Annotated in this window: 18 protein-coding genes; 7 read left to right on the plus strand and 11 right to left on the minus strand. The window is 60.5% G+C overall.

What is annotated here, in order from left to right; all coding sequences use genetic code 11:
- Window positions 1-24: 24 nt before the first annotated feature.
- The 4 genes from CMV30_RS18705 to CMV30_RS18720 form a co-directional block, all read right to left on the minus strand.
- The gene (locus CMV30_RS18705; protein WP_096057444.1) at window positions 25-2028 is read right to left on the minus strand and encodes a DUF4838 domain-containing protein; all 2004 of its coding nucleotides are present in this window, start codon (window positions 2026-2028) and stop codon (window positions 25-27) included.
- 42 nt (window positions 2029-2070) lie between these two features.
- On the minus strand, window positions 2071-4473 hold the full coding sequence (locus CMV30_RS18710) for a glycoside hydrolase family 31 protein (protein ID WP_175414970.1): 2403 nt from the start codon (window positions 4471-4473) through the stop codon (window positions 2071-2073).
- A 26-nt stretch (window positions 4474-4499) separates the two neighbouring features.
- A complete protein-coding gene (locus CMV30_RS18715; RefSeq protein ID WP_096057446.1) occupies window positions 4500-5627 on the minus strand; it encodes a glycoside hydrolase family 88/105 protein in 1128 nt (375 codons plus the stop codon).
- Window positions 5628-5788: 161 nt separating this feature from the next.
- Window positions 5789-6823, minus strand: coding sequence for a helix-turn-helix domain-containing protein (locus CMV30_RS18720; protein ID WP_096057447.1), 1035 nt, complete (start codon window positions 6821-6823; stop codon window positions 5789-5791).
- 122 nt (window positions 6824-6945) lie between these two features.
- On the opposite strand from CMV30_RS18720, the gene CMV30_RS18725 reads away from it, so the two are divergent.
- Window positions 6946-7872 carry an SMP-30/gluconolactonase/LRE family protein gene (locus CMV30_RS18725; protein WP_138223385.1) on the plus strand — a complete coding sequence of 309 codons (927 nt, stop codon included), beginning with the start codon at window positions 6946-6948 and terminating at the stop codon, window positions 7870-7872.
- Between the two features lie 24 nt (window positions 7873-7896).
- Here CMV30_RS18725 and CMV30_RS18730 read toward each other — a convergent pair whose 3' ends face one another.
- Both CMV30_RS18730 and CMV30_RS18735 read right to left on the minus strand, forming a co-directional pair.
- Window positions 7897-9315 (minus strand): arylsulfatase, encoded by a 1419-nt coding sequence (locus CMV30_RS18730; RefSeq protein ID WP_096057449.1) that lies wholly within the window; start codon window positions 9313-9315, stop codon window positions 7897-7899.
- A gap of 79 nt (window positions 9316-9394) precedes the next feature.
- Entirely contained in the window at window positions 9395-10795 is a 1401-nt protein-coding gene (locus CMV30_RS18735) for an amylo-alpha-1,6-glucosidase (protein WP_096057450.1), read from the minus strand.
- Between the two features lie 408 nt (window positions 10796-11203).
- Between CMV30_RS18735 and CMV30_RS18740 the strand changes: the two genes are divergently transcribed.
- The 5 genes from CMV30_RS18740 (at window position 11204) to CMV30_RS18760 (ending at window position 16618) form a co-directional block, all read left to right on the plus strand.
- Window positions 11204-11521 carry a helix-turn-helix domain-containing protein gene (locus CMV30_RS18740; RefSeq protein WP_096057451.1) on the plus strand — a complete coding sequence of 106 codons (318 nt, stop codon included), beginning with the start codon at window positions 11204-11206 and terminating at the stop codon, window positions 11519-11521.
- A gap of 6 nt (window positions 11522-11527) precedes the next feature.
- A complete protein-coding gene (locus CMV30_RS18745) occupies window positions 11528-12835 on the plus strand; it encodes a type II toxin-antitoxin system HipA family toxin (protein ID WP_096057452.1) in 1308 nt (435 codons plus the stop codon).
- A 45-nt stretch (window positions 12836-12880) separates the two neighbouring features.
- Window positions 12881-13486 (plus strand): tyrosine-type recombinase/integrase, encoded by a 606-nt coding sequence (locus tag CMV30_RS18750; protein ID WP_096057453.1) that lies wholly within the window; start codon window positions 12881-12883, stop codon window positions 13484-13486.
- The gene (locus CMV30_RS18755; protein WP_342755720.1) at window positions 13449-14297 is read left to right on the plus strand and encodes an integron integrase; all 849 of its coding nucleotides are present in this window, start codon (window positions 13449-13451) and stop codon (window positions 14295-14297) included. The genes CMV30_RS18750 and CMV30_RS18755 overlap by 38 nt, the downstream gene beginning before the upstream one ends.
- Before the next feature lie 395 nt (window positions 14298-14692).
- Window positions 14693-16618 (plus strand): choice-of-anchor Q domain-containing protein, encoded by a 1926-nt coding sequence (locus CMV30_RS18760; protein WP_138223386.1) that lies wholly within the window; start codon window positions 14693-14695, stop codon window positions 16616-16618.
- Between the two features lie 892 nt (window positions 16619-17510).
- Here CMV30_RS18760 and CMV30_RS18765 read toward each other — a convergent pair.
- Window positions 17511-18314 carry a hydroxypyruvate isomerase family protein gene (locus tag CMV30_RS18765; RefSeq protein ID WP_096057456.1) on the minus strand — a complete coding sequence of 268 codons (804 nt, stop codon included), beginning with the start codon at window positions 18312-18314 and terminating at the stop codon, window positions 17511-17513.
- A gap of 15 nt (window positions 18315-18329) precedes the next feature.
- Window positions 18330-20648: a TonB-dependent siderophore receptor gene (locus tag CMV30_RS18770; protein ID WP_096057457.1), complete on the minus strand. Its 2319-nt coding sequence runs from the start codon at window positions 20646-20648 to the stop codon at window positions 18330-18332.
- A gap of 472 nt (window positions 20649-21120) precedes the next feature.
- On the opposite strand from CMV30_RS18770, the gene CMV30_RS18775 reads away from it, so the two are divergent.
- A complete protein-coding gene (locus tag CMV30_RS18775; RefSeq protein WP_245844337.1) occupies window positions 21121-22572 on the plus strand; it encodes a GH1 family beta-glucosidase in 1452 nt (483 codons plus the stop codon).
- 18 nt (window positions 22573-22590) lie between these two features.
- Here CMV30_RS18775 and CMV30_RS18780 read toward each other — a convergent pair whose 3' ends face one another.
- Genes CMV30_RS18780 through CMV30_RS18790 form a run of 3 tightly spaced genes read right to left on the minus strand, consistent with a single transcriptional unit; the run spans window position 22591 to window position 26797 of the window.
- Window positions 22591-23592 carry a hydroxyacid dehydrogenase gene (locus tag CMV30_RS18780; protein ID WP_096057458.1) on the minus strand — a complete coding sequence of 334 codons (1002 nt, stop codon included), beginning with the start codon at window positions 23590-23592 and terminating at the stop codon, window positions 22591-22593.
- An 8-nt stretch (window positions 23593-23600) separates the two neighbouring features.
- A complete protein-coding gene (locus tag CMV30_RS18785) occupies window positions 23601-26087 on the minus strand; it encodes a beta-mannosidase (RefSeq protein ID WP_175414971.1) in 2487 nt (828 codons plus the stop codon).
- Complete coding sequence (locus CMV30_RS18790; RefSeq protein WP_138223387.1) at window positions 26084-26797, minus strand: carboxylesterase family protein; 714 nt, start codon at window positions 26795-26797, stop codon at window positions 26084-26086. Before CMV30_RS18790 ends, CMV30_RS18785 begins: the two co-directional genes overlap by 4 nt.
- Window positions 26798-26806 lie beyond the last annotated feature (9 nt).

The raw sequence follows: 26806 nt of genomic DNA on the forward strand, positions 1-26806 counted from the left end.
GTCCGGCAGTGATTCATCACGAACTCAGGGATAATATTCAGGCTCCTGCTTGGTCTCGTTGGAGAGTTTCCAGCTGATATCCTCCACCCACGCGCTGTGCGAAAGGTTCGAGAACCACTCGCGTTCATGCGCGCGACGGAAGCGCAGCAGTTCTTCCAACGCAGCCTTGCCACGCTCAGGCGTGGATTGGGGATCGGCCTGCGTGAGCAACGCCGCGACCTTCGAGCAGAGCTTCGCATGGGTCAGACCTGTGCGAAGAAAGGCCACACGCGCTGCCGACTCCGGATCGTTTTTCGCAGCCGCTTCCGCTTTCGCGAGCAACTCCTCGCCGGCGGCAAAACAGTTCTCGGGGAAAACGCGGTGCGCTGCCTTGGCCCAGGTGCGCCAGCGAATCGCGACGCGGTCGTAGAACACGTCGGTGATGAGCTGCCGGTTATCCATGGTGTATTTCTCCCAGAAGTCGAAATACGCCTTCACCTGTTCCGCCGCGGGACCGAACCCGGAGTAGTACTCCGCCAGAAGCTTGTCCACGGGAGCCTCCGGATGCGTGTGCAGGCGCATCAGAAGATAAAGGGTCGGGCCCTGCGTGGACCATTGGCCCGTCAGCGAATCGAAATCAGTGCCGAACATCCCGCCCTTCGCCTGATACTGGAAGTCGTCCGCGAACTGATGCGCGACGATGAACGGCATGCTGTAGCCATCCAGGAAGTAGTTATGACGGACAAACACCCGCGCGCCTGTCTTTTTCCATCCATCCCACTGATCCTTGTACCACTGATGCTCATCGTCCGTGCGTGGATACCATCCAGCGGAAGGACAGAATCCGAGGATCACGTTTGAATTGAGTTTAATATCCGAGGTCGGTGCCTGGAAGTAATTGAAGTAAACGTAGCCAATCACCGCTGCGTTGGGATTTTCCTTCGCCGCGAGTTTCTGGATCTCCAGAGCAAACCGGGCGTAGCGATCCGACATGAAATGCGTGCCGTACACCTTGAAATTCGGCGCATAGTATTTGTCGCGATCGGGAGGCTGCGGACCATCCCAGGCGCGGCAGTGCTCGCATTCGCAGGAGCCGAGATAGTCGTTTTCGACCGCGTTGATGAAACTCAGGAGCCCCTGGCTTTTATCGCCGCCACGCTCTTTCCAGAGCTCCACAATCTTCTTCTGCAGTTCGACATTGGAGACGCACATCGCGTAGCGATCGCCGGGATTGATCGGGCCGCGCTTGCCGTTGACCAGTTGGAACCACTCGGGGTGATCCTTGCCATACTTCTCCCACCAGTCGGTGAACGCGTGCCGGTAGCTCATCGGCTGATTCCGGCCCATGCGATAACGGCGCAAAAAGACGGTCTGCTCGCGTCCATATTCTTCCGCCGCTCTGGGAGTGAATCCGAGTGCAGAATGCCCAAATTTGTATTCAAGGCCCGGGCGCACGTTGCGCTGGAAGAAGCGCGGCGAGATCGTCTCATCGACTGGTTGGACAACAACCGTGCGTGTCTTCGGAACATAAGTGCCGAGCTCGCCGGGCCAGAGCCAGCGCACACCGAGGTCGCGGTCCATCCACTCGTAGACACCAAACAGCGTGCCGGCGGAGGTGTTGAAACTTCCAAACGGCTGGGCCTGATCGAGCGGCTTTTCGTTGGCGTCTTTGCCGACGATATAAAGCGCATTCGACGCCGTGCGCAGAACAAACGTCTCCGCAGCGAGTTTCTGTCCATCAAGACCGGCCGCGCGCGCAGCCTCGGTATCGCCCAGATAGATCCGCGTGCCCGTGGATTGCCCCGAACCTTCCGTCTGCACTGGCAGCGTTACGCCGGTCGCCTTCTGCACGTGATAAACGAGTTCCTGCGCTGCGTAGGTGACGGTCTTGTTCGCACGCTTGGGCGTGACGATGACGGCATTGGCTTTTCCGTCTTTGACGATTTCCAGGCCGGCGGTACCCGCAGCCTGCGCAGCCGTGGCGGCTGCGAGAAGAATCGCCGGGATAAGCCGCCGTAGGTATCGGTGGGCAAAAATCGTTTTGATCATGATTGAAGAGGATCGAAGTACTAAGGTTTTATTTTGAGGAGTTCAGTTCAGCACGATGCGCACACTCGCTTCACGGCCGTCGTTTAGTTTCTTCACCCACAATTTCTGCGTGGGCGCGTCGAAGAACCATCCCTCGCCGCCTGCGCGAAACGCCTGCAACGAGCTCTGCGCCTTCAGCGATTGACCGCCTGCGGTGACACCGGCCGGAGCTTTCTTCGTGTTCAGATGCATGCGGAGAAGATGATTCCGCTTCGTCGCCGACCAGGAAACGGTCAGCTCATCGCTGGCGTTCCACGCAGCAGAGATTCGCACCGGAGCCTCCGTATCGTGCAGGACGAACTCACTGGATCCGCGAACCATCGGCCACATCGCAAGCGTTACAAAGCCCGCAGACTCCGCGGAGCCGAAGCCGCTCTCGGCATTGGAGATTTCCATCGGGATGATCGCGCCCTCTTTGATGTAGAGCGGGAATTTCGTGCGAGCGTTCCACCCCTTGAACCAGGTCACCCGTGCAGGGCCCTGCGTTGTCTGCGTTTCGTCCCAGAAATCGTACCACAGGCCTTCCGGCAGATAGATGGAGCGCTCGGGATTCGCGTTGAGCATCGGCGCCACGAGCAGCGAAGTGCCGACGGTGAACTGATCATCCACACGCCAGGTATCGATGTCCTTTTGATTGCTCCACACGAGTGGCCGGCAGACCGGCGCGCCCGTCGCGGCGGCTTCGTTCGCGAGCGTCATCCATAACGGGATCAAGTCGGTATGCAGCCATGACAGATAACGGAAATGATCGGACGCTTCCTTGGAGTACCACCAGGGCATGTGCAGCGTCTGCATGCCGGGCAGCATCGCGCCGAACTGCGCCCACCTCAGCCAGACGTGTTCGGGCGCGGGCCGGTCCTCGAAACCGCCGATGTCCGTCGAGACAAAGGGAAATCCTGAAAACGCGAGCGACAGCGTTGAATAGACGGATGAGGGCAGTCCGTTGTTTGCGAAGCTTCCGCTGAGATCACCCGGCCACTTGAAATTGGTGTAAGCCGAGGAGCCCATCCACGCGGCCCGGGGAATCATCAGAAAATCGTCGCCGTATTTCTTGGTCAGCGACTCGAAGAAAACGCGGCTGTACTCCGTCGCGTAGGAATTATGCACGTCCCGACCGATGCGGCCCCCATGCAGCAGTGCGTCGGCTTCGAGATCCTGACCGGCATCGAGTTTAAAACCGCGAATGCCAGTCTCGAGACTGCGGTCGATCTGCGCCTGCCACCACGCGAAGGCCTCCGGATTGTAGAGATCGATCATGTTGTAGTAGCGGCCGACCAGCTCGCCCGAAGTGGAAATTTTCACGTCGCCCGTTTCAGCCGGCGCATTTCGCTGCACCATTAAGCGACGATCCACGGCCTCCTGCCAGTTGCGTGAATTTTTCGTCGTGTACGGCACCGTCCACGCGAGAGCACGCACGCCCAAGTCTTCGAGTTCCTTGTTGAGTGCTTTGAAATCGGGACTGAATGCGGGATTCGGAATGAACGAGGAACGTGCGTCCTGCCAAGGTGGCTCAAACCACGTGACGCCCACGGGAATATTCATCGCATGAAGTTTCTTCACCATATCGACCGAGTGGTGCCCCCGCAGCGTGTCGATATTCGCACTCGGTTGATCCGGATCTGACATCAGCCAGAACCACGGTTTGAACGACCAGCGCGGAGGACGCGCTGGCAGCCCGATAACCGAGAGAAAATTTTTCACCGTCGAAGCAATGCTCTCGCCACGCACCAGCGTGATATCCAGCTCCCCCGTCGGCGCCTCGTAGGAAATGCGATCAGAGCTTTTCTGACCGACATCGAAGCGCACGCTCCCACCGTAGTTCAGGAAAAAGGCATAGTTGGCCGTCGATACATAGTAGGGCATGTAGGCGCATTCATCCGGCGTGCCGCCTTTATCCCACAGGTCGAACGACTGACCGCGTTGCGCCACCCGGCCGTTCCACATTTCGCCGAAGCCGTAAATTTCCTCCACTGTTCCCAGCATGTTCCCACCGCGCACAGCCGTCGCTCCGCGATTTTCTGGCGCCAGGATTATCCGGAATCCGTTTTTTCCAAATTTACGCACCTCACCGCGTGCATCTGCTCCACTGGAAAGCTTGAACTGCAGCCGCACACTATCGCCGTCGAGCGACGCGCTCTGGAGTCCTGCGAGGGACACCCATTTGCCGTCGATCAAAAAGGCAGGACGGTCGGATTGGCTAAAATAAGTCTTTCCCGCGGCATCCTGAAGACGAATTCCCAGAGCCTGTCGCTCCAGTACGAGCACGGCCTCTTCGTTGTGGAAACTGAATGAGTCCGGCGTCTCACGAAGCCATGAGTTCGATGACACCGGCGCAGCCAGCATGGGCTGGAGCCAGCACACGCTCAGGACGGTGAGACGAAGAAAAAACACGAAAGCTTTGTTCATAAACACGACGATTCGAAACGGTCTGATCAACGCAGCAGGGCGGTCGCGCACCATAGCACCGGTGCCTGTCCGTGCAGGTCGCCGACGATGCGAAGTCGGTCCAGGTAGTATTGCCGGTCGTTTTTCTTGTTGGTGCCTTCGCACACATCGCGCACGGCACCGTCGGGATTGATCTGCCCCACCAGCGCGAGCCAGCCCTTGCGAGCCGCCGGTCCGTAGGTCTCCGCATCGAGCCAGCCATTCTTTACCCCCGTGATGAACGCAAAGGTGAACATGCCCGTGCCCGACGATTCTTTCCACGAGTCAGGACCGTCGATCAATTGCCGCCACATGCCATCCTCCGACTGATACTTCAGCAGTGCGGCCATCATCTTCTGATAGCTCGCGAGAATGGACGCGCGCTGCGGATGCTGCGGCGGCAATCTCAGGAGCAATTCAGACATACCGGCGGCGAACCAGCCATTCCCGCGGCTCCAAAAAAACGGCACATCGGGTGCGTGATGAAAAAGCCCGTTGGGCTGCTGAAGACGCTCGAGATAATAAACCGCTTCGTCAGCCGCGCGATCGAGATACTTGCGGTCACCGGTCGCCCGATACGCCTGCGTCTGCAGCATGGTGATCATGTACATGTCGTCGATCCAGAGACGCGTATGCCAGCTGAGTCCTTTCGAGATCGCTTCTTGCGCCTCCGGGCTGAGCGTGACCTGGCCCGAGTGCAGACCCCATTGCTGATCCGCCTGATAAAGTCCGGGCGTCAGATAACGCGCATCGCGTGTCTGGATGAAGAGCTCCAGCGGCAGCGCGCCGAAGATGGAGTAGTCGACGTTGAACGGAGGCGGCACCGCCTTTGCGCGTTCACCAAAAAGGGGCTGATAGCGCGCAACCAGTTGCGCAGTCAGATCGATGTTGTTGCTACGCTGGGCAAACGTCAGCGCGCCGTACCAGGTGCAGGTTTCGACGTAATGAAGGATGCCGGTTTTTCCAAAGGTGCGGTAATCGTTGCCAATGAAACGCTGAGTTACCCGCTTTCCGACTTCCTCCGGAGACGCTCCCGCCGGATAGGGACCAAAGTCGAAGCCTGCGCGAACTTCTGTGCTCACCAGACACAACAACGCAGACAACAGGAGGGAAGGTTTGAACAGTGTCTTTATCATAAAATGGATTTTAGCGCCTCAGGTGAGGTGTCTCGCGTGAACCGAGAGGCATCTGACGATTATATCGGTGCAAGGGTTTCGCCCCGTCTGACGTTTCGCCCGCGCCTTGGTGGCGCCGCGTAAACTGAAAAAAGCGATTTCGCAGTGCCGTCTGTCGATCATCAGGCACAAAGGTTTGCCGGTAATGCCGCCTCGTTTCGGAGTGACGTGGGCGCGGATATGCCGGACGCGGATTTTTCGGAAAAGCCGCAACGCGAGGGAAGTTTCCCCGTGTGATTGCGGAAGGCCCGGCTGAAATCGTGGGGATGACGGTAGCCGAGGTGGTAGGCGACTTCCTTGATCGTCACTCCCTTCCCTCTCAACATGCGCTCGGCTTCACGCCGGCGGATTTCGGCGATCATTTTCATGACGGTCGTGCCCAGTCGTTCGCGGAAGAGCCGCTGGATCGTCGCTGGCGAGACGCCCATGAAATCGGCGAGACGGGAAAGCGGCTGGCGCGTGGCCACGTGCTCCTCAATCCAATGAAGCGCCCGGTCAATCGCCTCCTTGCGCGAGTCGCCTTCCCTTCCCTCGCACACACGCACGATCCGTGCTTCCAGCAACGCCTGCAGACCACCCAGCGCCGCCTCGGCGTGTGTATCCGCGCGGTAAACTTCATTCCGGGAGAGTGCGTGCAAGCGCCGGAACTCACTGAGTTCGCATCCGCTCAACTCATGATGAATCATCTCATCCGATCGCAGGTTGGCGATCGCGGGATGCAACGGACGCTGCCAGACCCAGACCATCAACTTGCTCATGCACTCACGGCTGTCGCCCCAGCCGAACGGGCAATCGGGGCCAAGAATCAGCAGCGCGGGACACACAATTTTCTCACTCCTGCCGTTCAAGATCAGAGTCGGACATCCCGATTCCACCACGACATAGGTCCAGCCGGAGTGAAACGATTGGGCAATAGGCGCCGTGCCGAACTGCCGGGATCCCCACGCCAGATAATGAAGCGGAAGACTGTTTCCCACCGGAGCCCGCCAGTGAGCCCGATCGGATGGCGGCAAAACCAAGTGTCGCACGTTGGAAATAGCCTGCGGCGAAACCATGCCGGAGGTGTGGCTGAAAAATGGAGAGACATTCCCTCCCGGACGGGACAGGCCGGTTTTCAGAGGGGCATGCGGGGCTTTTCCGGAAGTGACAGTGGACATATGCGGTGGAATTTGGGTCTCCGCGAAGGATGCAGCGCATCCCCGTCACACGTTTCACAATGTGAACTTATTGTTTCGTCAAACAAAATAGTTGAAGGCCATCCGATTTCCCCTGACAGCTTTTGCCGGCCGGCGGCTTAACACCGCGGGTTCACTCGCATCGCTTCATGAAAAACATCCCTGTCGTCGTCCTTGAAAGCAAAGCCGGCCTCGCCGAAGGCCCGGTCTGGGACTCGCATCGCCAGCAGCTCTGGTGGGTGGATATCGGCGGCGGCTCCATCAATCGTTATGATCTCCGGACTAGCCGGAACGATACCTTTCCACTCCACACGAGAATCGGTGCGCTCACGCTCACGCAGGGCAGCGACCTGCTGCTCGCCACCCATCATGGCTTCACGCGTTTCGATCCACAGACCGGAATCCTAGCAAAACCGATTTCTCCCGCAGACCACGACACTGCGCAGCTTCGCTTCAATGACGGGAAATGCGATCCCGCCGGACGTTTTCTCGCCGGCTCCACTTCGCTCGCAGGAAAAAATGCCACCGGATCGCTCTACTCCTTCGAGGATGGCGGGAAAATTCAAACGCTGCTCCGTGGTATCGCGCTTTCCAACGGCCTGACGTGGAGTGTGAACGGACGCCTGTTTTATTACATCGATACCCTCACTCATTCCATTGCCGCCTTCCCCTATGACGTGGAAACCGGCCGGCTCGGAGAAGGGCGCACGGTGATCTCGATTCCTCCACGTATGGGCTATCCGGATGGCATGACGATCGACAATGACGGCATGCTGTGGATCGCCCTCTGGGGTGGCGGAGCCGTCACGCGCTGGGATCCCCGCACCGGATCACTGCTCGAAAAACATCCGCTTCCCGTCTCACAAGTCACCTCCTGCTCCTTTGGTGGCCCGAAACTGGATACGCTCTACATCACGACCGCACGCGCCGATCTTTCTTCCGACCAGCTCGAAAAAGAATCGCTCGCCGGCTCTATTTTCAGTCTGCGTTCGGATGTCGGTGGCGCAGCGCCCCACCGCTTCCAAGGTTAACTGAACAGACGCCGATCGCAGTCGTCAGTCGGACGTTTTACCCGAGCCGTCTTCGCTCAGCTTCCAAAACGCGTTGTCTACGTGTGCAATGCGCATCGCTTCCGTCGCGCGAGCCACCATCGCAGGATTTTTTGTGGATAAATCGGTTCGCTCTCCGATATCGTTCTGCAAATCGAACAGCGCGATGGGCGCTTCCAAGGTCCTCAGCCGGATCGCCTTCCAGAGTCCATCGAGAAGCACGGCCTGGCTCACACCATTCTCATGAAATTCCCAATAAAGATAGTCATGCTTCGCTTGGTTTTCGCTTCCAAGCAGAGCCGGCACGATGCTGATGCTGTCTGTATTTTTCGGTGAAACTGTTCCCGCCAGCTCGGCAAATGTTGACATCATATCCCCGAAGTACGCGACATGGCCTGAAACACCTCCCGCTTTGATCCGTTCCGGCCAGCGCGCCACCAGAGGCACGCGCACACCACCCTCGAACAAGGAGCGCTTGAGTCCCGTCAGGGGACCGCTCGCCTCGAAAAATGCCGGATCGTAGTCAGGCCCGCCCTCGTTGTGAGCCCCGTTGTCACTCGAAAAAATCACCAGCGTATTTTTCTCCAGTCCGAGTTTTTTCAGATGCTCGAGCAGCGCGCCGATCTTCCCATCCATCCGCGTGATCATCGCCGCATGACCCTTCACGGAATCTTTCCAAGGCCGGTCGGCATAAGACCCATAGTCCGGTACTTCGTTTCCATCCCCCAGCTCCGCCGTTCGTTCGTTGTTCGCATGGGGAAGCGTGAGCGCCAGATAGAGGAAGAACGGGTTCTCTTTATTTTTCGCGATGAAGGCCTGCGCTTCTTCGAAAAATAAATCGTTCGCGTAGACGGCTGGCTTGGTCGCATAGCCAGTCCCTTCAGCCTCCCCCACGTGCGTGATCACATTGGGAAGAGTGACGCGCTGATTGTTGCGCCAAAGAAAATCGGGATAGTGGTTGTGGGCATGTGTCTGGTTGAGAAATCCGAAATGGTAGTCGAAACCGTGCTTCAACGGATCGCCCGCGTCGGTTGCGGAGCCCAGCCCCCACTTGCCGATAATCCCGGTGGCATAGCCCGCCTTTTTCAGAACACTGGCCACAGTCACGTCTTCAGCCTGAAGAATCTGAACTTCCGGGGATCGTCCGCCGGCATTTCCTCGCACACGCGTGTGACCGGTATGCTGGCCCGTCATCAACACGCTGCGCGAAGGCGCGCACACCGGGCTGCCTGCATAAAACTGGGTGAACCGGATTCCCTCCGCCGCCATCCGGTCGATGTTCGGCGTCTGGATCAACGTCTGCCCATAGCAGCCAAGCTCCCCATACCCTTGATCGTCGGCTAGAATGAAAATGATATTCGGCCGATCTGTCGCTGCCGCGACGAGACTCAGCGCCGAGAAAAGGAAGAGGGGGACAATGCGCATTTTAAAAAGTGAGGAGACGAAAACCGGCTGGCGAACCAGCCTTCAGAGAAGAAAACCAGAGGACGCCGCAACTCCGTCTTCATTCCGACCGTCCGCCGCTTTCACGCCATAGCTGCACCATCGCGAAAAGTGGATTGTGGCCGACATAATCGCGACAGGGTTCATTTCGCCCGGAAGGTTTTCGCTTCAACTCTGACTGGCTGCCAATCATGGGATGATAAAATTCCCACAACGTTCCGCTGCGCGAAAACTCAGCCGCCGTCGCATCCAATGCATTCTCCATGATTTTCCGCGCGCCCTCGGCATGGTCATAACGCGCGCAGCCTCGGGCCGCCCAATAAGCCATGCAGTTCCACACCGGTCCGCGCCACATGCGCAGCTCAAATTTCGAATCGGACATCGCCACGGTCGTTATCGGATGCGGCGCAAAAAACTCTTTTGGATTGAGCAGATGCTCCTCGATCACACGACGCGCCTGCTCAGGAGTGGCCGCGCCCGTGACCACCGGCCACATCCCTTCGAAAGACAGATGCCGGTTTTTCGGATCGCGAACTGACCAGCGATCATAAAAAAAGCCCGTCTCGGGATCCCACAGCTCCGTCTGAATAAACGTGCGCAACGTATCCGCTTTGGCCTGCCATTCTTTATCCGGCTCACCCAAACGCCGGCTCCAGTCCGCCGTTCGCGCATAGAGCAGATACAGATGCGCCGTCGCGTCGATGCACGCCTCGGGCGAAGCGGGGCGATTGAGAAACCGCACGCCTTCATCGACACCGCTCTCCCAAATATCTTTCACGACATCCAGGTAATAAAACCCGCCTCCCGCCACGCTCCGGTTGGCCTCAAACCAGCCGATTTGTTTCCTCGCCGCGTCCAGCGCCTGCCGGAGCAATGCGACATCCCCAGTCTGTTCCACATACGCATCGACCGCGACCACCCAGAACGGCGGAAATCCTTTGAAGTTTTTAAACGTGGGTTCGTCCGTGCCGGTCAGAACTTCCGCGCCCGGATGTCCTGAAACGCCAAACGTCACCACGCCGGGGATCAAGCCATCCGCCTGCTGCCCGGCCAGTTCGTTGAGCGTCTGCCTGCGCACATGCTCCGGCGCCGCGCGCACCGTATCCAATCGCGCCTGTGTGAGATCCCAGTGTCCAAACGCCCGGCCGCCCATGTAGCCCGGCCCGATGGATTCATACGGGTATTTGAAAAAGCCTGCCGCGGGCCGAACACTTCGTCCGTGCAATTGCGCGAGATACTGGAGCATCGGCTTCCACGCGGCTTTCGATGGCTGATCCGCCTCGTGCAACAGTGCCGCTGCCAGAATTGCACCTTCGGACGTTGCGAACGATTCCGACACAGCCTCCGGAGCGGCTGGCGAGAGCATTTGCCCGGCAAGAAACTCCGCGGATCCGAGACAAACGACAAGACCTGCCGCCATTCTCCACTTCAAAGGGCCAAAACAACGGGGAAAAGTATGCATCACTGAATTGGGTTACTAATGATTATAGCCCGTACTGTGAAACACCCACAGACGGCACTATCGAGCATCACCCAAACGCCGCTGCTCAATTCTCCAACCGGAAACACCCCGCATTTTACAAAAGCCACATCAATCTGCTAGCACGCTCGGATGCCAAAGGGCCCATGTAAGGCTCTCCAGTGCCCGGCCGCTCAAGCGGCTTCGTCAGCTGGCGCTCCCGTTACAAGCTAGTCGAGTAAAGATCCGCCATTTACAGGCACGCACCAAAATTCCCGTAACGGTGCGTCAGGACGGGAAAATGTCTCGGCAAGAGGTTTTGGCGGCGAGTTATCGTCGCCCACAATACGGATTGCAAAATAGCAATTAAAGTCATTTACAGCCATTAAAGGTCACTTTATTAGCCTTAAAATGAGCGCACCCTACCCTTCTTTTTCAGAAAAAGCCGCAGCGGCCCAGCTCTTGGACCGCATCAGAGCCCAGCGGCTTGGACGCAATTGGTCGCAACTGGAAATGGCGCAGCGCGCCGGCGTTTCGTACGCAGCGTATAAGGCTTTCGAGCGTGGTGTAGGAAACATCACACTGATCAATCTTCTGAAAATTTTGAGTGTCCTAAACTGCCTGGACCGGCTCGCTGAACTGGTGCCGCCGGTTGTCCCAGCCGAAAAGGAAACGCTCGCCACGTTGGAAAAACCGAAGCGCGTGCGGGCGACGGCCCGACGTTCCTGATCGCTCATGAAAACAACGTCCGTCCCTTCGATCGGGGTCCACTGGTACAACTTTTCTGCCGTCGGAAAGGTGCTTGTCCCTGGAGAGCCACGTTTCGCGTACCTGCCCGAATGGCTGTCGGCAGGTTTTAATCTCTCACCCATCCAAATACCCTTCACCGAAACCTTCCATCGCGTCCGCGAGAAGGAATTCGATTTTTTGCCGGGCTTTCTGGCCGACAGTATTCCCGATCAGTGGGGCCAAAAAATCATGGCCGCCGATCTCGCGAAGTACGGTCTTAAAATAACGCCGCTCAACAAACTTGCGTGGGTCGGAACCCGTGGGATTGGCGCTCTGAAATTTTTGCCCCCAGCGTCCGAAGATCGTTCGAGCAATTGGGAGTCCGTTTCTCCTTTGTATCTCGCTCGTGAAGCCCAGGAAGTTTTCAAGAAGTCTCCGCCCGAGGCATTCGAACACTTGCTGAAAGCAGGCACGGCAGGCGGCGCCTTTCCGAAAGCCAACGTGGCACTGCTGCCTGACCGAACCCTGCTGTGTGGCGGCGATGTCGCCAAGGATCTCAAAGCACAGCATCCCGGTGCTAGGCTGGGCATCTTGAAACTCGACAGTGAAGACACGCCCGGGCGTCCAAGTACTGACGGGAGGCTCGAATACGCCTACTTGGCAATGGCACGGGCTGCAGGTATCCGGACGACCGCCGCGGAACTACTTTCTGACGAAGAGGGGGAACGCGTTCGCAATCACCTTTTCGTGGTGCGGTTCGACGTCTCCGAAGCTGGCGATCACCGATTGCACCTGGTCACGCTGGCGGGACTTCTGGAACGGTTCACGCTGACGTATTCAAATCTCATCGACGCCACCAGGCGCCTGACCAATGACCGGCGTGAGGTGGCAGAAGCGGTCCGGCGAATGATCTTCAATGCCCGGGCAGGGAATTCCGACGATCATGGAAAAAATCACTCCTTCGCTTTCGATGACAGGACGGGCGAGTGGAAGCTCACTCCGGCCTACGATCTGACATTAAATTACTCGGAAGGACGCCTGTACCATGGGCTGCTGCATCAAACGTTTGGCGGAACCCCCGCCCTTAACCAGATGAGGGAACTTGCCGGCGATTTCCTGATTTTGGGCGACGAGTTCGATGTGATCGATGCCCAAGTGAAAGCAGCCATCGACAGATGGCCCGCCTTTGCTGCTGATGCATTTCTCACACAGGCTGAGACCGATCGTGTAAGCGAAATACATCGGGGAATTGCAGAGCGGCTTCAGTTGCAGACTCCTTCTCGGCCGCTTAAAACCCCACGCCGGTTTAGGTGACGCACCATTGGGCAGCGGGAGGGACCGCGCCGGTAACTCACCGGCATGAGCGCACGACCTCTTTCGGAAGAAGAATATGCCCGCATGGTGGAGTTTCTCGGAGCAGCCGGACGCCAGCGTGACCGACTGCTGCTGGTCCTTGGATGCGGCACCGGCTACCGCATCACCGAGCTGCTGTCGCTGACCATCGCACAGGTGTGGGACGGCAAAGCAGCCCGCAAAGAAGTGCTCGTCGCACGGCGAAATCTGAAAGGCGGATCCGGCGCACATTGCCGGTCGGTACGATCGCGCCGCGTTCCATTGTCTGCAAAGATTCAGGAATTAGTAGCGGAGTACATGGTATCGCTTGCTGCTACAGCTTCGCCTGAAGCGGCGCTTTTTCTCACAGACCGGTCAGGGTGGACCGCGATGAACCGCTCGTCAGCATTTCGAATGCTCACTAGAACAGCAAAGGACTGCGGGATAGATGAGCGAAGAGTATCCACTCACTGCTTACGAAAGATCTTTGTGGCCAGGGCCTACAGAGCTACCGGCCACGATCTGATCAAAACCCAGCGGATCGTCGGGCACCGTTCACCGATGACGACGGCCCGCTACTTGGAAACCGATCAATCTGAACTCGACGAACTGGTACGCACCCTGGCGGCCTGAGTCCGGGTATCTCACCAACCTAGCTGTACAGTCGCAGATGTCTTCCAGCGGACAGAAACAGGCTCTTAACGCCTTGGTCTTCTTCTTCAGAGAGGCACTCAAAAAAGATCTGGGTGCCCTCGGAGATTTTGTCCGGGCCAAGCGGAAGCATCCTCGCATTCCGGTCGTTCTTTCCCGGGAAGAATTGAACCGACTCTTTGACGTGCTACCCGGCACCTATCGCTTAATGGCCGAACTCCAATATGGGAGCGGACTGCGGATCACCGAACTGTTGGAGCTGCGCGTACAGAGCCTCGATCTGGCCAGAGGCCGGTTGCTCGTTCGGGGCGGCAAAGGTGACAAGGATCGCGCCACCGTTCTTTCCCAAAAACTTGTCTCCCCACTCCATGCGCACTTGGGACGCCTTCGCGACCTGTTCGCGCAGGACCGCGCAAGCAACATACCCGGAGTCTGGTTACCGCTAAATGTGGAACGTAAGTACCCCAACGCCGGTGTCCAGTGGCCTTGGCAGTGGGTTTTTCCGATGAGAGAACTCTCCCGCGACAGGCAGACTGGAATCGTCCGCCGGCATCATGTGCTCGACGGCACTTTCCAGCGCGTGACTAAGACGGCGGCGGAGAAAGCGGGCATCGACAAGCGCGTCACACCTCATGTTCTTCGGCATTCATTCGCGACTCACATGCTCGAGTCTGGAGTAGACTTACGTGCGCTTCAGGATCTCCTCGGACACGCCAACGTGGAAACAACCCAGATCTACACCCACGTCACCGTTCGTCCGGGGCTGGGTGCGCGCAGTCCGCTAGACCTTTAGAGACGCAACCGGAACGTCCCTCGGAGGCCTAAGTCCTCACGAATACATCGCTTTTTCGTGACCTCAACCGGACGGAAGAGTCAGCACAGCTGGCCTGGGTTTCAGTTTCAGCGGCGTCCAAATCCGGTTGCTCGTCCCGATCATTAGGCCGCACTCGTCTCCAGCGAAACAAGCGCGGAGAAACCCGCGATGAACGCGAAACCGGTTACGTGTTTACCGGTTGAAGAGGCCTTGGATTTTGTGCCGTTGCCCAGATTCAAGCGGATGAATGCCGCGCTCTTCGTGCTCCCGCCGAGCACCGGCTTTGCTTCAGGGTGAACCCCCACGCCCCAAACATGAAATCTTCATTGCTCTCTTCCGCTGCCGCCTGTCCGGCTCAGCGTTTTTCCTTCCGCTTGAGCCTGCAACTTACCCTCGGCTTTGCCTTGTTGGCCGGAAGCACCCGCGCCGCCAATATGACCATCACCCAGGGCCTGTTGGATAATCGAGGCAGCGTGATCGATTTTTCCCAGTCCACCATCGGCACCGGAATCCATGCGATCACCAACACCCTCCAGCCCGGGGACACGATCTATATCCAGGCCCACACCCGGAAAATGATCCGGCTGAAAAACCTCACCCAAGGCACTACCGCCAATCCCATCATCATCACCAACACCGGCGGCCAGCTCATCCTCACCAATACTCCCAACGTCGCGCCTGACGGCCAGGGCATCGATCTGGCGGGCGTCCGGCACGCGATTCTCCGCGGCACCCCTTCGCCCGGCAATTATGACTACGGGATCAAGGTCGCCAGCACCAAGAGCGGCTACAATGGCGTGAAGATCGGCCACAACTACGCCACGGATCCGGCCGCTTACGTTTGCTCCCTGGATGTCGAGGTCACCGGACTTGAGATCGCCAACACCGGCTTCTCCGGGATCCAGGCCAAATGCGAGCCTACCCTCGATAAACTTCCCGCCGGCTACATCATGGATAACATCCGCATCCACGGTAATTACATCCACGATACGACCGGCGAGGGCCTCTACCTCGGCTGGACCAGCTATCCCAACCACCACGACATGAGCAATGTGTCTGTCTACGACAACCTGCTGGTGAACACCGGCTGGGACGCCATTCAGCTCAACACCTGCATCATTGGGGGGCTCATCTACAACAACGTGGTCCTCGGCTACGGTCTCACGAGCTACACCTATAGCACCACTTACCCCGAGCGTTATTCCTGGCAGAACGAAGGCATCAGTATTGGCGGCAAATCCACCGTGAAAATCTTTAACAACTGGATCCAGGCCGGCAACGCCTACTCCGGTTCCTCGGTCAACATCGCCATGTACGGCCCCACCAGCATCCATAACAACGTCTTCATTTTGGGCGCTTACGGCGCCACGGTCCAGGAAGACGCCATCTACGTCAACGAACTCGCCAGTGCCCCGCCCCTCATCGGCGCCACCCTCGACATCCTTAATAACACCATCATTCAGCCAGACCGAAACGGCCTGGGGCTCAGTGCAAACGTCACCGTCCCGACCCGGTTCATCAACAACATCGTCGCGCAGCCCGTCAACGGCACCTACGTCGTCAATTCCTCTCCGACCGCCTCGCTCACGCAGAACAACAACCTCCACGTGAGCACGGTCGCCGCCGCCGGTTTTGTCGATGCCGCCAACGCCGACTACCAGCTCACGGGCAGCTCTGCGGCTGTCGACGCCGGCGCGAATCTCACCAGCTCCGGTGTCACGGACGATTTTGAAGGCGCCCCCCGCCCCCTCAGCGCGGCCTTCGATATCGGCGCTTACGAACGCGAATACACCCCGGTCACCGACATCCTCACGCCCCTCGCTTGGGGCACCGCGACGGGCAGTGCTTACTGCCCCGCCTCGACCGCCTTCACCGCGCAACCGACGTGGGATGCCGTCAACTCCCGTCCCACCGGCGACGATCCCACCCCGCAGTCCAACACGACCACCGCCTATGCGAATCGTCACTGGTATGTCGATTTCGGTCCCGCCTACACCAGCGTGCGCCTTACCGGCACATGGACGCGCTACCGTCCCTCCAGTCCGGGCAACCACCCCGGCTTCGCTTCCGTCTGGTGGGATGACGACAACGACAACGTCAATGACGGCATCAATGCTGCACCCTTGAATTTCTCCACGGCGCAAGGTCTCGCCAACGTCGGCACTCAGCAATGGGTGCGAGACGCTGACTTCAGTGCTGCGCCCCTCACGCCCGCGGGCCGCTATCTGGTGTTCAGCACTGGCCCAGCCCCGAGCAACCGGCCCAACGAATTCGCCTTCAGCGGCTATACCGTGCCCTGATTTCGCTCACGGTTGATCGCTCTCGAGCGTCTCGCACCTCCGCCCGCCTCTCGGCGCTCCCTTCCCGGAGCGCCGATTTTATTTCCTGGGGTCCACTATGCCGGCGTTGGCCTAGGCTTGTTTTTGTGCCGACGATCTCCTGTCCATCCCGTTGGGCGGATGGTGCGCGGGAGTGTCAGACGGGCATGCTGGCGATAGACTTCACGCGTAAGATGGAACCCCTTTCCGTCAGCGAGCCCATCGCCGAATTTTTCTGGCTTTCTGCTCTATGAAAAAATGACCGAAGGGTTAAACGCTACTCCTTCCTTTTTAAGGATGATATCATTCGAGGGCTTAGTGATCTTAATTTTTCTACCGAAGATCATCAGCGCTATTCCTGCCGAACGAATCACGTTCTCTCCCAACTCGACCATGACCGTAGGTCCGAAGCTACGTCTTTAGCGTACTCCTCCTTGGAATTCCCTCCGTCAATTTCCGATTTCTTCAGATTCAAATCTTGTCCTCGGTCATCTCCCAAAATGTAGTTGAGTTCGAATACATGGCCAATCCGTGCCCTGCTTTCTTTTTCACCCTCACGATGACTGCGGCATAAAGGTGCACAGCATGCGTGCAAACAACGCACTCACTTTCCGCGGTCAGACCTTAGTATGTCGGCCGCGCCTTCGGCCACCAAGCGCTAGGACACATCGACGTGCGCCTGTCACGCGAGCCCCCGCACCGCCGCCGCTCCATCCCCCTCCCCTTCTCACTCACCCACCAACCCTTGAATCATCTCCCAAAGATATCGTGCCCGGAGAGTCCCGACGCGCTTGGCTCGAAAATGCAGGCCCCGCGCTCCTCGACGGGCAGCTAAACTCCCTGTCACCACGCGGTGGGAGTGGATTGGACTCCCTCACTCCGAGCATATCTCCACTGCCTCCTTGAGCGAATCGAGCGGCGGCGTGCGTTTCGGCAGGAATTCCTGGGCCACGAATCCCGTGAACCCGGTCGCCTTGATCGCGCGCATGATGGCGGGGTAGTTCAATTCCTGGGTGTCATCGATCTCGTTCCGCCCGGGATAGCCCGCCGTGTGGTAGTGGCCGATGTAGGGATGGCTCTGCTGGATTGTGCGGATGACGTCTCCCTCCATGACCTGCATGTGATAGATGTCGTAAAGCAGCTTGAACCGCTCGGAACCCACGCGTTTGACCAGTTCAACGCCCCACGGTGTGCGGTCGCACATGTAATCTTGGTGGTTCACCTTCGAATTCATGAGTTCCATGCACACGGTGACGCCGCGCTTCTCGGCCTCGCCGACGATCTGCTTCAGGCCGGTCGCGCAGTTCTCCAGCCCTTGCTCATCGGGCATGCCGTCGCGATTGCCGGAGAACAGGATCACGTTGGGCAGGCCGGCCTCGGCGCACTGATTGATGCGTTCAATCATCGACGGCACATAGGCCGCATGATGTTCGAGGCGGTTCATTCCCTTTCCGATGCTCGTGGTGCCGTTGGCCATGGCGCAGGTCAGGCCCAGCTTCTGCACCACCGCCCACTCGGCCGGGTCGAGCAGCTCGACCGACTCGATGCCGAAGCCCTTCACCACCGCGGCGAACTCGGCCAGCGGGATATCCGGGTAGCACCACTTGCACACCGAATGGCGGAAGCCGCCGGGCGTGAGCGCGGCGGCCCGTGCAAGACTGGAGGGGATGGATGGCAGGAAAACCTCCGGTGATCAGAATTTTCCCGAGAGCGAGAACAGGAACGTGCGCGGTTCGCCGTATCGGAAGCGATTGGCCAGCCACATTTCGTCGGTGACATTCTTCACGTTGAGCGTGGCACTGATGTCGCGGCCCATCAGTTTGAATCGCCCGCCAAAACCGGCGTCGAACAGGAGGTAACCGTCCATGTTCCAAGGTCTGCTCGCGACGCCGGCGACCACGACGTAGGCCTCGGTCTGCTCGCGTTCGCTGGCGAAGCGCGCGCCGCCCATGACGAATAGATTGGTGAACTTACCGACCTTGCCGAAATCGTGACGGCCCCACAGCGAGGCCGTGTGCTCCGGCGCATTGGCCAGACGGTGGCCGGTGCGGGTGTAGAAAACGCTGCCGTCGGCGAGGATGACGCGCGTGTTGCTGGACGTGTCGCTGAGCACCCACGCGTCCGTGTAGGCGTAGGTGGCGATGATCTGGGCTCCCTTCCAAGGCTTCAGTCGGAGGTCGAGCTCGATGCCTTCACTGCGATCGGTGCCGGATTGCTCGATCGGGCTGAACGTCTCCAGCAGGCCGTCGGGACGCGTGATGGTGACCGCCGGCAGGAAGCGCACGATGTCGGTGTTATCAACCTGGAACACGGAAACGGAGGCGGCGACCTTATCCTGGAGGAAGCTGGAGCGCAGGCCGACGTCGTAACCTTTGCCGGACTGCGGGCTCGGGGAGAACTGGGTGCCGTCCGGACGACGGCCGGAGCTAAAGACCGGAAGAAATGATTCGGAGTAGTTCGCATATACCGAGAACTTCGGGGTGAACTTATACACGGCGCCGACCTGCGGGATCGTGGCGGGTTTGGCCTCGCCGCGAGTGCGGACTCCGGTCGAGGGCGTGTAATCATTCACGTAAAAATAGTCACGGCGGACACCGGCGAGCGTGCGCAGCCTGCCGTCTAGCATCGACAGCTGGTTGGTCACGTAACCGCTGCGCGTGGTGTTGGTGCTGCTGTATCCGTCGGAAGAGCTGCCGATCGTTTGGGATTCATTCAGCTCGGTGACAACCCAGGTGGCCGGGTCGAACACGTTCCACTGGGTCAGCGGGCTGGCGGGCACCTGCACGCCGGTGTAGTCTTGGTAAAATTTCAGGGTCTCGTATTGGTAACCGACTATATTTTGCACATCGATGCCGGCGAAGGTGAAATTGTTGACCAGTTCGCCCTGCCGCCAGAGATCGTCGGTACCGCGCTTGCGATGCGTGAGGCCGCGGCGCGGGAGGGTGTCGAACGCCGTGCCGGCAAGCGTGACGTTCTGGCCGTTGGCACGGATGTTCTCATACCACGTGCCGGCGGTGACGTTGGCGCGCAGCGTCAGGTAGGAAGTGAAACGGTGGATCAGCTCCGCCGTCGTCACCCCCATCTCGGTGTCGTTGTAGTCGCCCGGAGCGGCCGCGTTGAAGGAACGGGTGACGGCGGCAGGACGGTCCTCGAAGTCGATGCGGGCGTTAAACGGCAGGCGCGGCGAGAAGCCGTTGGTGAGGCGCTTGCTCTCCTCATACTCGACGGTAAGCGAGGTGCCGGGGCGGATCCACCACGTGAGAGACGGGTTGATGAGAGTCGTCTGGTTTGCGAAGCGGTCGACGATGGAGTCGGAGTCCTCGTACGAAGTCACGAGCCGCAGGGCCAGCTTGTTCTCGATGAGCGGCGTGTTGATATCGAGCACGGCGCGGTAGAAATCGTAACTGCCGGCCTGCAGCTGGTAATTGACGAAGTTCTGCGTGGGTTTCGGGCGCTTCGTGATGTAGTTGACCGAACCGCCGGGATTGAGCTGGCCGTAAAGCATCGAGGACGGGCCCTTGAGAACCTCCACGCGGTCGATGTTGGCGGAGCCGACGAGACGGAGACGGCGGAAGCCATTGCGCATCGGGAGGAAGCCGGTCTGCCCGCGCAGCGTGAAGCTGGTGTTGTCGCCCTCGTTGGTCGACTGGCCGGCGCCCAGCGAAACGCCGCTAGTGTAGGCGACGGCGTCGATAAGGTCGATCGCGGCGATGTCCTTGAGGAACTCCTCGGTGAGCACCTGCATGCTGATTGGCAGGTCCACAAGTTCCGTGCGGGTGCGCGTGCCGGCGGTGGAGCTGTTGGAGAAATAGCCTTCGTTGTCGTCCGCGCGGACTAAGAACGGCGAAAGCTGCAGGAGGTCTTCATCGAGGTCGGAGGCGGGCTTGGCGGATGGCACCGGCGCGGGCGCGACCCGGGCGGTTTGCGCGGGGGCGCTGCTGACTATCCATAGGGAGGTCATAGCACCGAGGAGACAGACGTTACGAATGGGCTTGGAGCAGGTGTGTTTCATGGGGCGGGGTTGCTTGGGTGGAGCTGGCGCGAGTCATCACGTAGCAGGTTCAGCCCACAGATGTCTGAGGCCGCACCACGGGATAAACGGTGGCCACATTCAATCGCTTGAGCGGGAGCAGCGCGGGCGGAGGTAGGTCGCGTAGATCCGAGCGCCCATCCACCTACGTGATCCACAAACCGAAACACTTTGCAGGCTGCGGGTTGCGGCCGGCGTGGCGGAATAGTTCCGACTGAGTTAAATCGAGGAGCCGTATGGCGCATGGGACTGGGAGGGGTAAACGGCGAACCAGCCATTGGCGACAGCCGCGTGCGGTCCAGTGGCGGGGATGTTTCCTCGCAGGTGGAGCACGATCGCCGGGCGGGCTTGGGCACTTGCGATGACGGCACCATCCCATCAATCCAACCTGCCCGGAGGTCCGGTTCCACCAAACTGACCCTCTACCGTGCGGCCTGAATAACCGTTCAAGCGCTTGAACCCATCGCCCGTTGGCCTCGGCCCTTCGGTGGCGTGGCGTGGAGTGATGGATTCCTCCTTTTCCTTTCCCGCCGGGTTTGTCTGGGGCACCGCCACGGCCGCCGCCCAGATCGAAGGCGCGGCGGCGCTCGACGGGCGCGGTACGTCCGTGTGGGACACTTTTGCCGGGCAGCCTGGCCGGACCAAGGACGGTCTCGGACCGGCAGTGGCGTGCGACCACTACCACCGCTACGAGCAGGATTTCGCGCTGATGCGCGCGCTCGGCGTGAAGCACTACCGTTTCTCACTGTCGTGGTCGCGGCTGTTTCCCGACGGCGATGAGCGCCGGAACCCGGCGGGGTTCGTTTTTTATCACCGGCTGATCGACGCCATGCTGGCGCATGGGCTCACGCCCTGGTGCACCTTTTATCACTGGGACATGCCTCAAGCACTCGAGGCGCGCGGCGGCTGGCGGACCCGCGAGTCGACTGCGGCCTTTGCCGCCTACGCGCAGGCTGCGGTGGCGGCGTTCGGGGGCCGCGTGAAGCATTGGTTCACTCTGAACGAGATCCCCGCCTTCGTGATCCACGGGCACAAACTGGGCCTCCATGCCCCCGGGGCGATGGAGCCGCCGAAGGTGGTCAACCAAGTCTTTCACCACGCCCTGCTCGCGCACGGGCTGGCGGTGCAGGCGGTGCGGCAGCACGGCGGCCCCGGGGCGAAGGTGGGGCTCGTGCACAATCCCGAGATCACCGTGCCCTTCGCCGAGACGCCCGAGCACATCGCCGCCGCGCGCACGATTTTCGCCCAGACGAACGAACACCTGCTAGCGCCCTTGTTCAACGGCGGCGGATATCCGGCCAGCTACCTCGAGCGCTGCGGGGCGGACGCGCCGGAGCACACCCCCGAGGACATGACCTTGATCGGCCAACCCACCGACTTTCTCGGGCTCAATGTGTATCGCGGGCATTTCGTGCGAGCCGGCGCGGACGGACGGCCGGAGCTGTTGCCGTTGCCCGAGGGATTCCCGCGCGCGCAGGCCGCGTGGCTGCATCATGTGCCGCAGGCGATGTTCTGGGGGCTGAAATTCTGCGCCGAGCTATATCGCGTGCCGGAGTTTTATATCGCTGAAAATGGCGTCGGTTATCACGACGCACCGGGCATGCCCGCGCACCTCGAATCGGTCCACGGCTGGGACGAGGCGGCACGGGACTTGTCGGGGGAGATTCTCGACCTGCACCGCTGCCAGTATCTGCGGACCTACCTGCAGTCGCTGCACCGCGCGATTGCGGCGGGGGTGCCGGTGGGCGGATATTTTCTCTGGTCCTTCATGGACAACTTTGAGTGGGCCGACGGCTACGTGTCCCGCTTCGGGCTCGTGCACCTCAATTTCACCACGCAACGGCGCACCCCGAAACTCAGTGCTCAGTGGTATGCGGAGGTCATGCGGCGGAACGCGGTGATCTGACTCGGCGCCGGACTGCGCTCAGGCGGAAAAAACGGCTCGGTCGGCCGTCAATTCATGCCGCAGCGGCTGCCCGGCCACGAAACGCTCCACTTCATCCACCACCGTCAGGCCGAGCCGGTGCCACTCGTGCCCCAGGCTGCCGGCTATATGCGGCGTGATGAACGCATTGGTCAGCGCGTGCAGCGGCGACCGGACTGCGGGATCCTCGTTGACCAACACGTCAATCAGCGCCGTGAGATCCGGCCGGGCGCGCAGGACGGCTAACAGTTCGCTTTCGTCGGTGACCTCGGCCCGGGCCGTGTTGAGGAATACCGCGTGCGGTTTCATCGCCTCGAAATGGTGCCCGCGGATGAGCCCGTTGGTCGCAGGCAGCCAGGGAAGATGGCAGCTGACCAGGTCGGCGGTGCGGAATGCCTCCTCCAGGCTGCACAGCGTGAAACCCAAGCCCCGCGCCTCCTCCGGCGAAACCATCGGGTCGTAGGCAATCACGTTGAGCGACAGGGTGCGCAGGCGTTCGGCGACCAATCTCCCTATGTGGCCGAGGCCGAGCAGCGCGACCGTGCTGCGAAAGGTGCCTGCCGCCGCGACCGGCAAACGCACGAAGCGCTGCTCGCGGCGTCCGAGATCGACCGAGGGCCAGACCTGTTTCAATCCAAGGACGATCTGGGCAAAGGTGAACTCGGCTACCGGAACTGCGTTGGCCGCGGCCGCGGTGACGACCCGGACCGGCCGCGCCCACGAAGCGGGCGTGGACTTTTCCCGGACACTGCCGGCCGTGTAGAAAAGGATCTTCAGCACAGGAAACTGCGCGAGAAACTCCGCTGTCATGCGAGGCAGGCCCCATGACCCGATCAGGACCTCCACGCGAGCCAGGTCTGTGCCCAGTCCGGGGATCTGGGCGGGATCCGTAGCCGGAGCGACGAAGTCCAGCAGCTCCTCCAGCCGGGCGCGATCGACCGGATCGAACAGGTCCGCATACAGGGACGGTTTCATCAGGCAGAGGGCGACGGGCTTTTTCATCGGGCAGGTCACACGTAGGTGTCCGCGAGCGAGCACACCTTCAAATCCGACAAAATCCCTTTCGCAGCCACCGGCCGCTTGAGCTGGACGACCACCCGTTTCTCGACCCCGGGATAGAGGTCGAACCAGTTGTCGCTCGCTTCCTCACTGGTCACTCCCAGCGAGAAATTCACGCGATGCAGAAACATCTTCGACGTGAAAATCAGGGTCGCCGCTTGCCGGGTTGTGGATTCCACCCGCACATGCGGTCGGCCTTGGGGCAGGTTGAGAAAACGGGGCGGAGCGAAGAAGACCGAGTCCTGACTGCCGATGCTGCCGCTCACGGCAAGGTGGATGCGCAGATAGAGATTGTCGCGACCTTGTCGGGCCAGTTCTCGGGCAAAATCCAAGGTGCGCTGGCGCACGCTTTCGCCGCCGCGCAGGCGCACGCGCTTTTTGCCACGGGAGAGGATGCGTCCGTCGAAATGCCTCAGTTCCCACGAGAGCAGCCCCGAAGCGGCCGACGGGGCGTCGTAGACCGTGTGAAGGTGCACGATTCCGACCTCCGAGCGTCGATAGTTTCCAGTGCCTTGAATCTCATCGCCCGGGACATGCGCCGATACCAGCGCCGGGGCGAAGAACCGCCGGGCGTGGTGGTGCAAGGCCTTCCAGCGGCCGGTGAACTCAATCGAACTCCATGAAGCAACCGGCCAGCAGTCATTCAGCTGCCAGTAAAGCGCTCCCATGCATCGGGGCATGTGTCGCCGCCAGTGCTCAACGCCGGTCTGCATGCAATACGCTTGGTTGAGCTGCGAAAGGTAGATGAGCGCGTCCTGATCCTTCGGCAGGCGGTAGCGGCGCGAGATGTAGTCGAGGATGATCTGGTTCCCGGCGGGGTTCTTCTGGTGATTCTCCATCGTCGCGCCGAAGACGTTGCGGTCATCGGGCGGGCAGAAGGTCGCGTTGGTCTGGGGCGAGCTATAACTCTGCATGCCGAATTCGGAGCAGAAGCGGAACCGCCACTTCTCATACGACTTCACCGGCTGGCGGGCGTGCCAGACATCCCAGAAATGCGTGTCCCCGCGCCGCTCGCCGGCTTCGTGGGTGGGATCGGGATCGCCCCGCCATTGCGAACTCGGCCAGTAGGCGGTGATGCCATCATGCGCGGCAATGGCGGCCGGGAGCACGCCGTCGAAAATCTCGCGGTAGGCGCGCTGTCGTGCCGGATCGCGCAACTGCTCGGCCCGTAACTGGTAGATCTCATTGTTGCCGCACCAGAGCGCCAGGCAGGCCCGGTGCTGAAGCCGGCGGACCTCTTGGGCCGCCTCCGCTGCGACGCTGCGCTGAAACTTCCGGTCGCCCGGGTAGAGCGCGCAGGAGAACATGAAATCCTGCCAGACCAGCAGCCCGAGTTCGTCGCACAGGTCATAGAAATCCTCGCTCTCGTAAATCCCACCGCCCCAGGCACGGATCATGTTCATGTGCGCCTGCGCCGCTGCGCGCAGATCGCGGGCGTAGTCGTCACGGGTGAGCCCGGCGACGAAGCTATGCGCGGGAATCCAGTTGGCGCCCTTTGCGAAGATTGCACGGCCATTCACGACAAACTGGAACGATTCGCCCCAGCGGTCCGCCCGTTGCTCGAGCGCCACCGTGCGCAGGCCTAGCCGGCGTTCCCAGCGACCCACCTCGTTGCCCCGTTCATCCCGGGCGAGCAGCGTGGCGATGTAGAGCGGCTGGTCCCCGTGACCGTTGGGCCACCACAGCGCGGGGTTCTTTATTTTCACCGCGCAATCCTCGATGGATCCAATCAAGCGGCCCTCCAGGCTGAGTGTGCCCTCGTAACGCACCCGTGCGTCTGGCCGCGTAAGTTCCGGCGTGAAGCGCAGCGTCACCGCCCCGCCCCGCGCATGGTGCTGGCTGACCCGCACGTGCTCGAGCCGGTTGGCGGGCCGGACATCGAGGCGCAAACCCCGCCAGATGCCGGCGGTGACGAGGCGCGGGCCCCAGTCCCAGCCGAACTGGCACTGCTCCTTGCGAATCCGGGAGCAATTGCCGATCGGGTCGTTGTTCTCAAATCCGGTGTGTCCGGGTCGCTGTTCCCGCACGTAGCGGGCGGCGCTGGCGAAGCGGATGTGCAGCACATTGCGGCCTGTTCGCAACCACCGGCGAGCCGGCCAGCGGTGGGCGAGAAACATGTTTTCCGTGCGGGCAACGACGTGGCCGTTGAGCGTCACCGTGGCCACCGTATCGAGCCCGTCGGCGACGAGGTCGATCTGCGGTGCGGCCAGCAGCTCGGCGGTGGCGTCAAATTCAGCGCGATACTCCCAATCCTTCTCCTCGATCCAGCGTAGACCGAGCTCATTGGTGCCGTAAAATGGATCGGGAATTTCCCCGGCGTGGAGCAGGTCGCGGTGCACGCAGCCCGGCACCACGGCCGGCATCCAGCGGCCGCGCCGGCCGACGGTTCGAAATTTCCACGTCACCGTGGCCGAAGAGAGATCGATAATCGCATTCATGGGCGTGCGGTAGACGGACGCGCGCGACGCTGCGCCAGCAACCAGGTCAAGAGCTCCGGCTTGGCGTAAGCCGGATCCCAGGAGTTGTGTTCCAACCGCGGAAAGACGGTGAGCTTAGCGCTGCCGCCGGCGTCCCGCACACCCTTGACCATGGCCTGGGAGCGGGCCGGGCGGACGACGCGGTCTTTCGCGCCATGAAACGCCCACACCGGCACCTGGCGCAATTGCGCGGCGTGGCGCACCTCGCCGCCGCCGCAGATGGGCGCGATGGCGGCATAACGGGCAGGATTGAAGCACGCCGTCGTCCAAGTGCCGTAACCGCCCATGCTCAACCCAGTGAGATACACCCGATCCAGGTCGACGCGCAGCTGGCTGCAAATCGTGGCCACGAACGCATCGATGGCGGCGGCGTTCCACCAAGAGTCGGCGGGGCATTGGGGCGACACGAGGATGAAGGGGAATTTCATTCCGGCTTCCGCCAGTCGCGGCAGACCGTGCCGTTTCACGGCGTTCAGATCGGGTCCGCGCTCCCCCAGCCCGTGGAGGAACACCACGAGCGGCCAGCGCGTACGCCGGTTGGCGCTGTAGTCCTCCGGCAAGCACAACAGGTAATCTAACGGATAGGTAACCCGCACGAGAGCCCGCCCCGCGGTCTGGGCGGAGGAGCGGCGGACGCGCGCGGAGCGGGAGATGGAAACACGGGCGGGCATGGCAGGCAG

Origin of the sequence: Nibricoccus aquaticus (assembly GCF_002310495.1) — a bacterium.
In the GTDB taxonomy this organism is placed as follows: domain Bacteria; phylum Verrucomicrobiota; class Verrucomicrobiia; order Opitutales; family Opitutaceae; genus Nibricoccus; species Nibricoccus aquaticus.